Consider the following 13,341-nt stretch of genomic DNA (forward strand, 5'->3'; position numbering starts at 1 on the left):
TCACGCCTCCTCTCCGGCAGGAGTCCGGAACGCGGCCCGTGATCCGGACGGCGCCTCACCCGGCGGGGGCGCCGGCGGAGGTGCCGGATCGTTGACGTTGTGACTGGAGACGCGGTCGCGCAGGGAGCGTCGATACATCAGGCCGGCCAGCCCCACCAGCAGCGCGAATACGACCAGGACCCCCGCGAGCCCGCCGATGTAGTGCGCCAGTGCCCAGCACACCGCGCCCACGATCCCGGCGGCCGGCAAGGTGAGCAGCCACGCCACCGCCATCCGGCCCATCACGCCCCAGCGCACCTCCGCGCCGCGGCCCACTCCGGTGCCCAGGATGGCGCCGGTGGTCGTCTGGGTGGTCGACAACGGCAGCCCGAAATGCGCCGAGGTCAGGATGATCGCCGCCGACGCCGATTCGGCCGAGAAACCCTGCGGTGATTCGATCTCGACCAGGCCCTTGCCCAGAGTGCGGATGATCCGCCAGCCACCGAGATAGGTACCGGCGGCAATGGCGATCGCGCAGGCCGCCATCACCCAGATCGGCATTTCCGTATCAGCGGTGACCGAGCCGTGCGCGACCAGCGCCAGGAAGATCACACCCATGGTTTTCTGGGCGTCGTTGGTGCCGTGGGCCAGCGATACCAGTGACGCCGAGCCGATCTGTCCCCAGCGGAATCCGGTGGTCACCTTGCCGTGCTCGGCACTGCGGGTGATCCGGTACACCGACCAGGTCCCGAGGGCCGACACCATTCCCGCGATGACCGGCGAGAGCAGGGCAGGCAAGATGATCTTGTAGAGCACGCCGCCGCCCGCGCCGGCCCAGACCACCCCACTCCAGCCCAGCGAGGCCAGGGTGGCGCCGATCAACCCGCCGAACAACGCATGCGACGAGCTGGAGGGCAGGCCGAACAGCCAGGTGAGCAGATTCCACAGGATCCCGCCCACCAAACCGGCGTACACGATGATGAGCAGCTCGTGCCCGGAAACCGCGTCGAGCCGGACGATCCCCTCGGCCACCGTCGCGGCCACGGCCACCGACAGGAAGGCACCCACCAGATTGAGTACCGCGGACAACGCCACGGCGACCTTGGGACGCAGCGCCCCGGTGGCAATGGATGTCGCCATCGCATTGGCGGTGTCGTGGAATCCGTTGGTGAAGTCGAAAGCCAGCGCGGTGACAATGACGACAAGCAGGATCAGCAGCTCTACTGTCACACCTGGCATTGTGCACGCCGGTCGGCGGCGCACCGGAAACCGGTACGGCGCCGTTGCCGAAGTGTTCGGATATCGACTGGTACATCCTGCGAACCGGCCGACCGGGACGACATCCCACCGGCGGGAAGCGCACGCCTGGGGTCAGGCGGCGACGAGGTGCGGTTCGGGTTCGGGAACCGGGCCCGCAGTACGCGCCACCAGCCGGGCCAGCACACCCAGGACGACCGCTACCACGATCGAGACCGCCATCGGGATGCCGGTGCCCGGACCACCGAGCCCGACGATGGGCGAGACCAGCGCGCCGAGGCCGAACTGGAGCGCACCCATCAGCGCGGAGGCACTACCGGCGGCATACCGGGCGCGGCCGATCGCCAGCGCGCTGGCGGTACCCATGACCATCGGCGCGGAGATCACGGTCAGGAAGAGCACCGGCAATACCGCCACGGCGGGAGCACCTGCGGCCAGCAGCGCCAGCAACGCGAGCCCACCGACCAGGGTCACCGCCTGCCCGGTTCGCAGAATCGGCTCCGGACCGAACCTGCCGACCAGCCGGGAGCTCACCGTGCCGACGGCCACCATTCCGGCCGCGTTGATCGCGAAGATCAGGGTGTATGCCCGGTTCGACATTCCGAGCACGTTCTCGACCACGAACGGTGAAGCCGAGATATAGGACATCAGTGCGGCGAACCCGAACGCGAACGCGAAGATATAGCCGAGGTAGCCGCGATCGGCAGTGAGGCGGCCGATCGTCCGCAATGTCCCGGCGAACCCGGCGGTCTGCCGGTTCTCCGGTGGCAGCGATTCCGGTACCACCAGCAGGGCGCCCAGGAACATCAGCGCGAAGATCGCACTCAGGGCCCAGAACTCGGCCTGCCAGCCGAAGGACACCAGTGCCCCGCCGAGCAGCGGCGCCAGCACGGGCGCGATACCACCGATGGCCGAGAACAGGGTGAACAGTTTCGCGGTCGCCGCGCCCTCGGTTCGGTCGGCGCCGACCGCGCGGCCGATCACCAGGCCCGCGGAGGCCGACAGGCCCTGAACGAACCGCATCGCGATCAGCAGCCAGATGGTGGGCGCCAGCGCGCAGACCACCGTCACCACGACGGTGATCGCCGTTGCCACGATCAACGGCTTACGCCGGCCGTACCGATCCGACAGCGGTCCGATGAACAGCTGCCCGACGGCCAGCCCGATCAGGAACGTGGTCAATGTCAGCTGCACGCTGGCAGCGCTGGCGCCCAGGTCGGCGGCCAGATCGGTGAAGGCCGGCAGGTACATGTCGACGGCGAACGGCGCCGCGGCCGACAGCAGCGCCAGCACCACCAGCAGCAGGCCGGAAACTCCGGGCCGGGTCGTGATCGGCATATCGGCGCACCTCCTCCAGATACTTACTTATGGAAACATAAGTTACCTGTCGGGCCGATGCGCCGGCCGGGACCTGCACCGGAGGTCAGAAAGCATCCTCCGGCAGGGTCATGATGTCGGTATCGAGGGTCTCGATCACTGTCCTGGTCGAGGTCAGCGTGGGCAGCACATTCTTCGCGAAGAAGCTCGCCACCCCGACCTTGCCCGTATAGAACGGCCGGTCGCGGTCCTCGGCGGCACCGGCCAGCGCTCCCGCAGCCACCTCCGCCTGCCACAGCAGCAGCCAGCCGATCAGCAGATCACCCACCGCGAGGAGGAAGCGCACCGAGCCCAGACCCACCTTGTAGAGCTCCGCCCGGTCCGTCTGGGCCGCCATCGCGTACCCGCTCAGCGCCGCGGCCATACCCTGCACATCGCCCAGTGCGGTGCGCAACAGCTCGCGCTCGACGGTCAGCCGCCCGCCGGGCGCGTCCAAGAACTCGTTGATCTTGGTGAAGATATGCCCCGCCGCGACCCCGTTGTCGCGGATGATCTTGCGGAAGAAGAAGTCCTGCGCCTGGATGGCGGTGGTGCCCTCGTACAGCGAGTCGATCTTGGCGTCCCGGATGTACTGCTCGATCGGGTAATCCTGCAGATACCCGGAACCGCCCAGGGTCTGCAGCGATTCGGTGAGGTACTGGTATGCCCGTTCGGAACCCACACCCTTCACGATCGGCAGCAGGAAATCGTCCACCCGGTGCGCGGTCTCGGCATCGATACCCGAAACCAGTTCCGCGACATCGGCATTCTGGTGCACGGCGGTGTAGAGGTACACCGCACGCAGACCTTCCGCGTACGCTTTCTGGGTCGCCAGGCTGCGCCGCACATCCGGATGGTGGGTGATGGTGACCCGCGGCGCGGCCTTATCCGACATCTGCGTCAGATCCGCACCCTGGACACGCTGTTTGGCGTACTCGAGTGCGTTCAGGTACCCCGTCGAGAGGGTGCCACTCGATTTGACGCCCACCATCATCCGCGCGTTCTCGATCACCTTGAACATCTGGGCGATCCCGTTGTGGGTGTCACCGACCAGCCAGCCGACGGCGGGCTTCTCACCACCGAAGGTGAGCTCGCAGGTCGGCGAGGATTTCAGGCCCATCTTGTGTTCGACATTGGTGACGTACACACCGTTGCGCTCGCCCAGTTCCAGGGTTTGCGGATCGAACAGATACTTCGGCACATAGAAGAGCGACAGGCCCTTGGTACCCGGTCCGGCGCCGACGGGCCGGGCCAGTACGAGATGGAAGACGTTCTCCGCGGTATCGCCCACGTCGGCACCGGAGATGAACCGTTTCACGCCCTCGATATGCCAGGTGCCGTCGGGTTGTTCGACCGCTTTGGCCCGGCCCGCGCCGACATCGGAACCCGCATCCGGCTCGGTGAGCACCATCGTGCCCTGCCAGTGCCGCTCGAAACCCGCCGCCGCCCAATGCTTCTGCTGTTCGTTGCCGATCCCGTACAGCACTTGGGCCATGACGGCGCCCATATCGAAGAAGATCGCGGCGGGATTGGCGCAGGTGATCATCTCGCTGACCGCCCAGATCAATGCGGCGGGTGCGGGCATCCCACCCATTTCCTCGGGTTTACCCAGCCGGTTCCAGCCGGCTTCGCGGATGGCCAGGATCGTCTTGGTCAGCGGTTCACCGACGGCGACGGAATGGGTTTCCGGCCGGAACTCCACCGGCTCCCGATCGGCGACGGCGAAGGATTCCGCGACCGGGCCCTCGGCCAGCCGTTTCACTTCGGCCAGGATCTCGCGGGCGGTATCGGTATCCAGATCGCCGTAGGCGCCGGCATCGAGGAGTTTGCCGAGTTCGAACACTTCGAACAGGTTGAATTCGATATCGCGCAGATTCGCCTGGTAGTGGCCCACCGGTCGTCCTCCTGGTCGATTCCTGGCGGTCGGACGGACCGCACGGTTACAGGCTTTTGGACATCGTACAAACCGCAGCCTGCCGGACCGGTCGGCGGCTACGCAACCGTAGCCTCATCACCAGGGAGCGACCCGGAGCCGACCTTTCGGCCCGTTCAGCAATCCACCTGCAGCGGCCAGCACTCCGCCGGACCGGTCGAGGGCGGCACGGTAGGTTCGGCACTACTGCTCGGCGCCGCCGGTTCGGCGGCAGGACCGTCGCCGAGCAGGGAACCGGCGATCGCGGCCAGCACGATGAGCATGCCGAAGACCGCGACCGTCAGAACGGCCCAGCCGATCAGGTCGTGGGCACGCCGGGAATCCGGGCGCCGCCGCATCGGCCACGCTCGCGGCTTCTTCGGCGGCTCCGGCAATTTGTCCTCGAACCCGGCGGCGATCAGTTCGGCGCGGTCCGGCGCCCAGCCGGTGAGCGCCCGGGTGGCCGCGCAGACCCGACCGAGCGTCCAGCGCGGCGGACCGGGTGCGAAATTCTCCAGGAAGATCCGCAGCTCGGTGGGCTCGACGGTATTACCCACCACCACATCGAGGCCCGGTCGCAATGTCTCGCGAGCCGGGCGTAGCACCGCGCCCCGCTGCGGCACCAGCGCCACCGCACCGCACAGGTGGCCGGGGTCGTAGGAGGCGCGTTCGAATGTGAGCTGCACTTCCCGCAGGGCGCTCTCCACCCGGCGCACCGGGTCGGCCCCGAGCTCCAGATCCAGATCGGCGACGATGTCGCCCACCCGCCAGGGGCGTTCGGTGGATACGGACAACATGCCGCTCTGCTTACTACGGAAGCCGATCACCTCCACCACGAGGATCCCCTGCGGAGTCCAGACCACCGCCCCGATCTGCCGGGTGCCGCGCTGGGTCCCCACTCTCAGGTCGACGATCGCCAGCCCGGTCGACGGCAGTTGCCGCAGGCATTCCACGAATTCCCGCTCGGCGGCGGAAAGTTCCGCCCGATCGTCGACCTTCACCAGCATCGTGTTCCACCTCTGCTGCGTGCCGTTGCTCCCGGTGCCATCACTGACCCCCGCTGTCGATGTTCACCCGCCAATCCCTTTCGTACCACTCATATGGGCTGCGGCTCGGGTGAATCAGCAATCAGTGGCAGATGTTCCGGGATATCCGGCCGATCGGCGTTCAGTCGACCCACTGCACCAACTGGTAGACGATTCCGTTCGGATCCGTTGTCTGGAAATAGCGTTCGCCCCATTCCTCGGTCTCGATCGGTGTGACGATCGGCGCGCCCGCGGCCTGCAGACGGGCGTATTCGGTGTCGATATCGGACACCACGAACACCACGAGCAAACCGTCGCCCGCCGGCCCGGCGATTCGCGCGGGTTTGAACGTGGACAGTCCGGTGCGCAGGTAGATCAGGTTCACACCCGCGTCGGGATGGGTCAGGGAGACGAATCCATCGGCCGACATCTGCTCGGTGAAACCGAAATGCGCGGAGACGAAGCCCGCCGAAGCGGCCGGGTCGGCGACGTTGAGCGATATGGCGGTTCCGGTTGTGCGCATGAGGCCTCCAGCAGTTCGTCGCGTAACTACGTACGGTGTACGTAGTATTGATACCGCACTCGCCGCCGCGGTACACCGTGATTTGCTTCACACACTCAGCAGCCGGGCGTGCCGAATTTCCACCGGCCGCCGAACCGAGCGATCCATTCGACTCTTGGCTAACCTGCTGCCATGCCCGAAGCCGTATCGCACCGAAAAACCACCATCGCCCTGGTCTTGGGAGGCGGTGGCCCCGTCGGAATAACCTGGCTGGCGGGCCTTACCCACGGATTACGGTCAGCGGGAATCGATTTGGCGCGGGCCGATCGCATCATCGGCACCTCGGCCGGTGCGGTGGTGGGCTCTGCCATCGCCGCCGGCACAGATCTCTCCTCCCTGCTCACCCCGCGCCCGGCAACCGCAGAACCTGCCGCCGCGGCCCCCGCGCACGACTACGGCGTTCTGCTCGAGATCACTACCCTGTTGCGCGCCGTGGACCAGGACCGCGACCTCGTCCTACAGCGCGTGGGCGAACTGGCGCTGGGCGCGGATACCGGCGATCCTGCCGAACATATCCAGCGAATCGGCGCACTGGTGGATTTCGCCGACTGGCCCGACCACGACCTGCTGGTCACCTCGATCGATATCGGTTCGGGCGCGCTCACCGCCTGGACCCGCGACGATGCCGCCACCCTGGTACAGGCGCTGGCGGCCAGCACCGCCGTGCCGGGGGTCTTTCCGCCGATCGAGATCGCCGGGCGCCACTACATCGATGGCGGGGTGCGTTCCACCATCAATGCCGACCTGGCCGTCGGTTACGACGCGGTGGTGATCCTCGAACCGCTTGCTCACCTCTACCCCCGGACCCGTGCCGATCGGGACCTGCGCGCTGCCCGTGAGGTCACGATCGCGCCGGACGAGATCGCCGTCGCCGCCTTCGGGCCCGATCTCTTCGGCGCGGCGGCACTGGTCCCCTCTTATGAGTCCGGGCTGCGCCAGGCCGCCGCGGCAGCCGCGGAACTCCAGGACTTCTGGCCGGGCGCCTGAGCTCGCGAATCCACCGCGCTGGCCGGTGCCGCCGGCGCGACGGGTCACGGGAGACAGGCGCGGCGGGCCGGTCGCCGGCACCGAACTCGGTGCGGCCGTCAGGGGGTCCGTGGACCGCGAGCCGCCCGCAGCGCACCGCGTGAGGTCTCCCCGCCGCGCGCCGGCACCTGCACGAGCGGCGTATCGACACCGATCCGCCGCGCGAACTCACCCAGCCCCGGGGTGCTCTGGTCCATGCTGAGCAAGTCCACGGTCGTCGACCGCACCGACCGCTGCCGGGCGAGATATTGCGGGGCGAGCGCCTCCGCGGCGAGCAGCAGGGCCAGCGCACGGTCCGGCCGGCGTCGCTGCGCCCAGGCCCGAGCGGTATCGACCAGCAGCCGGGCATGCTGGAAATCCGGGAGGCGGTCCGTATCGATCTCGGCGGCCAGCCGGATCGCGGTACCCGCATCGCCGAGTTCCACGGCGGCGGCGACCTCGTGCAAGGCAACTGCGGTCGGGCCGAACTCGATCCGGTACTCCTCCCGGTCGGCCCCGACTGCGCTCGCCGCCTTGCGGGCACTGTCCAGCAGTTCGCGGGCTCGTCCGGCGTCGTCCACCCGGGAAGCGATGATCGCGCACTGCAGGGTAAGCGCACCGTAGACGACCAGCGCCTGCGCCGCCGGTCGATCCAGCAGTACTTCCAGCGCGGCCCGCGCACTCTCGGCCGTCTGCCGGGCGAGGTCGAGACGCTGCCCGCGCTGGAAGACAATGGTGCGCCGGAATGCGCAGGCCGCCATCAGCACCGGATCCGCGCGACGATGCGCCACCCGCATCGCGCGTTCGGCGGCAGCCCAGGCGGCGTCGAACTGCTGTAGTTCGGCCAATGCGACCGACCACACCTGGCAGGTCTCGGCCAGCAGATCGTCGGCCAGACCGGAATCCGCAGTGGTGGCGGCTGTTTCGAGTTGGGGTAGCAGAGCTTCGAGGAGGGTATGCAGTTCGTCGTAACGCCCCTGCCGTGCACAGGCCCAGACGGCGTCGACCTGATCGGCGAGCCGGTCGAGGTCTGGCCGCTCCGCCGGCTCGGTCACGGCTGCCCGCAGCGCATGGTCGGTGACCAGCAGCAGACGCAGGGCACGGGTATGCGCTGCAATCGGTTCCGCTCGGGCAGTGGGCGCGCTCGGCGCCAGCTCCGCCACCGGCATATCCAGCACGCCGGCGATCCGCTCCAGCACATCGAGCGCTTTGACCGGCCGCACTCCACGCTCGACCTGTGACACCCACGCTTCGGAACGTTTGATCAGCGGCGCGAAATCACGTTGCGACAAACCTTTTCGGGCACGGTAATAAGCAATCCTGCGCCCGATCCCGGATTCGTGATCAGTCATCAGTGGGATGCGCCTTTCGCCGCGACCGGACGCACTCTCCGGCCCTGGGCCGATAGTAGGGCCATCACCACGTCCGTGCACCGGTCAGCGGTATCGGTTTCCGCATCGAGACGATGAGAAATACGGTTTTTCCGGACCACTCCTACAGGGGTGCGTTTTTCCGTAGAGCCGCCCTGGATTACGGAGATATTCGGGCGCGCGAGTGGGCGTCGGATGCTTCCGGCCGTATCGGCCCGACCGGCACCGCCGCAGCACGTGACTGCGTGGCGCAACGCCCTCGACCGACACCCGGACGAGGTGCCGGTAGCGCGTCCGACTGCGCTCGGCTAATATAAGTTCAAACTTATCAAAGGAGGACAGCGTGACTTTGCTCAGCGATCCCGCCGCCGTCGCCGGACTGGTGACCCGGGAAGTCCGCACCGGCGAACGCCGGGGTGCGCCGACCAGGATTGCCGTCGCCCGGCGCACCTACGGCACCGACCCGGACGACCTGTGGAATGCGCTCACCGATATCGACCGGATACCGCGCTGGTTCCTGCCGATCAGCGGAGACCTCTCCGTGGGCGGCAGGTATCAGCTCGAGGGAAATGCCAATGGCGTCGTCGAGGAATGCGAACCGCCGAAACGGTTCGCGGTCACCTGGGAAATGGGCCCGGCGGTTTCCTGGCTGGAAGTACGCCTCGATCCGGCCGGCGGCGGAACCACCTTGGAATTGCTCCACGAAGCGCCGGTGGATCCGGATATGTGGACACAATTCGGCCCCGGAGCGGTGGGCGTGGGCTGGGATCTGGGTCTCATGGGCCTGGGTCTGCACCTGGACACCGGTGCGGGCGTCGTCCAGGAAACCGCCCTGGAGTTCCCGACCACCCCGGAGGGCCTGACGTTCGTACGCGCCGCGGCCACAGCGTGGGCCGAAGCGGCGATAGCCGACGGTGACGACCCCGCCGTCGCACGGCCGGCCGCCGAGGCGACACTGTCCTTCTACACCACCGTCCCGGAGGAAGACACACAGTCCTGATGTCGAGTCCTGTTCCCGCGGCCGTATTCGAGGCGCTCGCCGACCCGGTCCGGCGCACCATCCTGCAACTGGTCGCGGCCGGTGAACAGCCGGCCGGTGCGCTGGTGGCCGGGGTCCGGGCGCACACCCCGATCTCCCAGCCCGCTGTCTCACAGCATCTCAAAGTGCTCCGCGAGGCCGGACTGCTGCGGGTGCGACCGGCGGGAACCCAGCGGATCTACGCGCTGGACCCGGACGGTCTCGCAGCGGCCCAGGACTGGCTGGCCGCCCTGGTCGATCCGATGGCATCGTTCGCACAGCCACTCGACGCGCTCGCCACCGAGGTCGCACGCGGGAAACGCGAACGTCGCCGGCAGCGCCCGGAATCCGGTGGCGCAGATCGCGATACCCGGTCCGCCTGACCTTCGCCGACCCCGGCCCGACCGAACCGCACACACGCGCACCCGGCGGCACCGGCTCCACCCGTAGACGCCACGCCCTCGTCGGTGTCGCGGTGGCCGGTACCGGCTGGTTGCCCGGCCCGATCCGATGGCATCGTTCGAGCAGCCGCTGAAGATCCTGGTATACAGCTCGGATGCGACGGTGGATGATCGGCGCGGCGCTCGGGCTGGTGACGGTTCTGGTGGTGCTCGCGGGCGGCTACTTCCTGATGAATTCACGCACTTACCAGCTGGCCGGGCGGCTGGTGGACCGGGTGGAAACCGATGCGAAAGTAGTGGCACTGACCCTGGACGACGGCCCCGGCGAACACGCCGGCGAGGTACTCGACCTGCTCGCCGCCGCCGATATACCCGCGACCTTCTACCTCAACGGCCGTGATCTGGCCGCTCGCCCCGCACTGGGCCGGGCGATCGCCGAAGCCGGTCACGAGATCGGCAACCACACCCACAACCACCGCCGCATGGTGCTGGTCTCCTCCGAAACCGTCGCCGACGAGGTGGAACGCACCGATGCCGAGATCCGTAAGACGGGCTACCAGGGCGACATCACGTTCCGCCCGCCATACGGTAAGAAACTGTGGACACTGCCGAAATATCTGTCCGACCACGACCGCACCACGGTCACCTGGGATGTGGAACCGGAAGCCGGTAACAGTTCGGCCGGCGAGATCGTGGCCGCGACCGTCGAACAGGTCCGGCCCGGGTCGATAATCCTGCTGCACACCATGTTCGGCAGCGGTGCAGCGTCCCGGGCGGCGATCGGCCCGATCGCCGAGAAGCTGCGAGCCGACGGCTACCGGTTCGTCACGGTCTCCGAGTTGATCGACGGCACCGGTTCCGGCAAGCCCTGATCCGGCCGGCCGGGTAGGTTCGCAGACATCCGCGTACCGCCGAGCGCCGGTCGCGGCAGGTAACGACTTCCACCCGAGAGGGGCAGATTGATGGTTTCGGCGTCGCAACCCCGGATCGCCCCCGGCCGCCTGCGCGAGCTGGGACCGATCAACTGGACCGCCTGGCAGGTCCTGTCCCGCGCTTCCGGCACCTCGGACGCGCAACTGTTCAGTACTCTCGGCCGCACCGGCCGCCTGTTCCGCGGCTGGCTGCATTTCTCCGGAATGCTGATGCCGGCCGGCCGGTTGCGTCGCCACGACAGCGAACTGGTGATCCTGCGCGTCGCCCACCTGCGCGACTGCGCCTACGAAACCGACCACCACATCCGCCTGGGCCGCCGCGCCGGAGTCACCCCGGAGATCCTGGACCGGATCCGCCAGGGCGCGGGCGCCGACGGCTGGACCGATAAGCACCGAGCCCTGCTGACCGCCGTCGACCAGCTGGTGCAGACGCGCGATATCGATGACCCCACCTGGGACCGCCTGGCCACCTACTACGACGACAAACGCTTGATCGAAATCGTTCTCCTCGTCAACCAGTACGAGGGCCTCGCCGCCACCATCCACACCCTGCGCATCCGCCGCGACGAATTCTGAACCGCTGCCCCCACCGTCGCTGCCGGCACAGCTGTGCTCGCCCGGTCATGCGCGGACGGACGGCAACACCGCTCCGATCCGCGGCCACGTACACCGCCGAACAGGGAACAGCGAGGTCGGGACCGGTGCACACGCCGAACGGCCGGGGCGCTGCACTGTCCACGCGAGTTCTGCCGGTCGCGAACCGGTGAGAGCTCCCCGGCCACGAGAACCTAGTGGCCGGGACCGAACTCGATCGGGCCGCCGATTCTCGAAGTGATCAATTCAGTGGGCCGAGATTTCTCCCAGTCGCGCCAGTTCGGCGTCGGTGAGACGCAAACTCATTGCCTCACCGAGTTCCACGGCCTGGTGTGGTTTGGAGGCGCCCGGGATCGCGACCACCGTGTCCCCGTAGTAGTGGATCAGCCACGCCAGTGCCACCTGTGTCGGCGTGACGCCGTAGGCGGCGGCCAGTTTCCGCAGTTCGTCGATCAGTGGTGCGGTCCGGGTGAGCGTTCGCCGATTGAAACCGCCGAGTACCTTGCGAATAGGACGCACCGAGCCGAGCAGTTCGGGTGAATCGTGGAACTTGCCCGTGAGCAGGCCGGATTTCAGCGGCGAGAAGGCGATCAAAGTGACGCCGAGCCGCCGGGCGGTTTCCAGTACACCGTTGTCCTCGATCTTGCGGTGCAGCAGGCTGATCTGTACCTGGTTCGATACCAGCCGGGAGCCGTATTCACGCAGAACGGCATCCGCGCGTTCCATCTGCCGGGCGGAGAAACTGCTCACGCCGATATGCGCGATCTTGCCCTCCTGCTGTAGTCGCGCCATCGCGTGCACCTGCCGGGTCAGCGAGGAGAGACTGCCGTACGGCTGATGGATCTGATGGAGGGCGATCGGGAAGCCTTGCAGCGCAGCGATTCTGTCGTCGATGGTACGGCCGATATTTCCCGCGGTACGACCCAGTGGCGCCCACTTGGTGGCGATCGAGACGTCCTCGGGGCCGGTTCCCGTCGCGCGCAGCGCCGTGGTCAGCGCGCGTTCGGAATGCCCGCCGCCGTACATCTCGGCGGTATCGAACCAGGTGATTCCGCTGTCGAGCGCGGCCCGCACCACCGTTGTGATCGTTGTCCCGTCCAGCTCCGGGTAGAACTGCGCAACCAGCCCCGGCCCCGCGAATTGCATACATCCCAGACCTATCGGCGTGATCTCGATATCAGAAGATCCGAGCCTCCGCGTTCTCGTCATGAGCTTCTCCTATCCCTCTGTGAGACATCAATGTCTCACAGAGGGATATTCATGTCAACGAATGAGGCTGAGCTATATGCTCGATCCATGGCCGACCGTCCCGCCCTCCGCGACCACATCGAAGCCGCGATCCTCACCGCGGCCGCCGACGTACTGGCCGTGCGGGGTACGGCGAGCATGGCCGATATCGCCGCGGCCGCCGGAATAGGTCGCGCGACCCTGTACCGCTACTTCCCCAATCGAGAGGCCTTGCTGAGCGGGCTCACCGAGGCGGCGGCGCGGGACCTGATCTCCCGCATAGCAGATGCCGAACTGGACTCGGTCCCGGTGCCCACCGCCCTCGCCCGCCTGACCCGCGGTTTCCTGACCGCGGGCAGCAAGTACGGCGCCCTGTTACAGCCCGAGACCCACCTGCCGGAGAAGGACTCCGAGCTGAAACAACAGCTGAGCCGACCCGTCCGCGATCTCATCGCCCGCGGTGCCGATTCCGGTGACCTGCGCACCGACCTGACCGTGGACACGCTGTTCGAAATGTTCACCGGATTACTGGAGAAAGGCCTGCTCCTGGTGTTGCGCGGCGATGCCGGAGCAGAGCAGGCCAGCGCATCGGTACTGGCGATATTCCTGGACGGGGCACGCACAGCCGCACAACGGGCCCCGGAACGGGGATAGCCGAGCCCGGCGGAATGCGGCACTCCGGATGACAAAAGACCCGGCGCGG

Annotated in this window: 13 protein-coding genes; 6 read left to right on the plus strand and 7 right to left on the minus strand. The window is 67.5% G+C overall.

The window, feature by feature from the left end; all coding sequences use genetic code 11:
- From QH195_RS03135 to QH195_RS03155, 5 genes are all read right to left on the minus strand, one after another.
- The gene (locus QH195_RS03135) at positions 1–1,209 is read right to left on the minus strand and encodes an inorganic phosphate transporter (RefSeq protein WP_280420469.1); all 1,209 of its coding nucleotides are present in this window, start codon (positions 1,207–1,209) and stop codon (positions 1–3) included.
- A 141-nt stretch (positions 1,210–1,350) separates the two neighbouring features.
- Positions 1,351–2,574: a multidrug effflux MFS transporter gene (locus QH195_RS03140; protein ID WP_280434257.1), complete on the minus strand. Its 1,224-nt coding sequence runs from the start codon at positions 2,572–2,574 to the stop codon at positions 1,351–1,353.
- A gap of 85 nt (positions 2,575–2,659) precedes the next feature.
- Positions 2,660–4,486 carry an acyl-CoA dehydrogenase gene (locus QH195_RS03145; protein WP_280420471.1) on the minus strand — a complete coding sequence of 609 codons (1,827 nt, stop codon included), beginning with the start codon at positions 4,484–4,486 and terminating at the stop codon, positions 2,660–2,662.
- 155 nt (positions 4,487–4,641) lie between these two features.
- Positions 4,642–5,511, minus strand: a complete 870-nt coding sequence (locus QH195_RS03150) for a nuclease-related domain-containing protein (RefSeq protein WP_280420472.1) — start codon at positions 5,509–5,511, stop codon at positions 4,642–4,644.
- A gap of 160 nt (positions 5,512–5,671) precedes the next feature.
- Complete coding sequence (locus tag QH195_RS03155; protein WP_280434258.1) at positions 5,672–6,052, minus strand: VOC family protein; 381 nt, start codon at positions 6,050–6,052, stop codon at positions 5,672–5,674.
- A gap of 171 nt (positions 6,053–6,223) precedes the next feature.
- Between QH195_RS03155 and QH195_RS03160 the strand changes: the two genes are divergently transcribed.
- Entirely contained in the window at positions 6,224–7,078 is an 855-nt protein-coding gene (locus QH195_RS03160) for a patatin-like phospholipase family protein (RefSeq protein ID WP_280420474.1), read from the plus strand.
- A 98-nt stretch (positions 7,079–7,176) separates the two neighbouring features.
- Here QH195_RS03160 and QH195_RS03165 read toward each other — a convergent pair whose 3' ends face one another.
- The gene (locus QH195_RS03165) at positions 7,177–8,448 is read right to left on the minus strand and encodes a helix-turn-helix domain-containing protein (RefSeq protein ID WP_280434259.1); all 1,272 of its coding nucleotides are present in this window, start codon (positions 8,446–8,448) and stop codon (positions 7,177–7,179) included.
- Between the two features lie 361 nt (positions 8,449–8,809).
- On the opposite strand from QH195_RS03165, the gene QH195_RS03170 reads away from it, so the two are divergent.
- The 4 genes from QH195_RS03170 to QH195_RS03185 all read left to right on the plus strand — a co-directional run bounded on the left by QH195_RS03170 (position 8,810) and on the right by QH195_RS03185 (position 11,393).
- On the plus strand, positions 8,810–9,466 hold the full coding sequence (locus QH195_RS03170) for an SRPBCC family protein (protein ID WP_280434260.1): 657 nt from the start codon (positions 8,810–8,812) through the stop codon (positions 9,464–9,466).
- The gene (locus tag QH195_RS03175) at positions 9,466–9,867 is read left to right on the plus strand and encodes an ArsR/SmtB family transcription factor (protein ID WP_280420477.1); all 402 of its coding nucleotides are present in this window, start codon (positions 9,466–9,468) and stop codon (positions 9,865–9,867) included. The genes QH195_RS03170 and QH195_RS03175 overlap by 1 nt, the downstream gene beginning before the upstream one ends.
- 173 nt (positions 9,868–10,040) lie before the next feature.
- On the plus strand, positions 10,041–10,757 hold the full coding sequence (locus tag QH195_RS03180) for a polysaccharide deacetylase family protein (RefSeq protein WP_280434261.1): 717 nt from the start codon (positions 10,041–10,043) through the stop codon (positions 10,755–10,757).
- 90 nt (positions 10,758–10,847) lie between these two features.
- The gene (locus QH195_RS03185) at positions 10,848–11,393 is read left to right on the plus strand and encodes a carboxymuconolactone decarboxylase family protein (RefSeq protein ID WP_280420479.1); all 546 of its coding nucleotides are present in this window, start codon (positions 10,848–10,850) and stop codon (positions 11,391–11,393) included.
- Positions 11,394–11,657: 264 nt separating this feature from the next.
- On the opposite strand, the gene QH195_RS03190 is transcribed toward QH195_RS03185, so the two are convergent.
- Positions 11,658–12,620 (minus strand): aldo/keto reductase, encoded by a 963-nt coding sequence (locus QH195_RS03190; protein ID WP_280434262.1) that lies wholly within the window; start codon positions 12,618–12,620, stop codon positions 11,658–11,660.
- Between the two features lie 87 nt (positions 12,621–12,707).
- Between QH195_RS03190 and QH195_RS03195 the strand changes: the two genes are divergently transcribed.
- Entirely contained in the window at positions 12,708–13,292 is a 585-nt protein-coding gene (locus QH195_RS03195; protein WP_280434263.1) for a TetR family transcriptional regulator, read from the plus strand.
- The last annotated feature ends 49 nt before the right edge of the window (positions 13,293–13,341 follow it).

It is taken from the genome of Nocardia carnea (genome assembly GCF_029868855.1).
Classification (GTDB): domain Bacteria; phylum Actinomycetota; class Actinomycetes; order Mycobacteriales; family Mycobacteriaceae; genus Nocardia; species Nocardia carnea_A.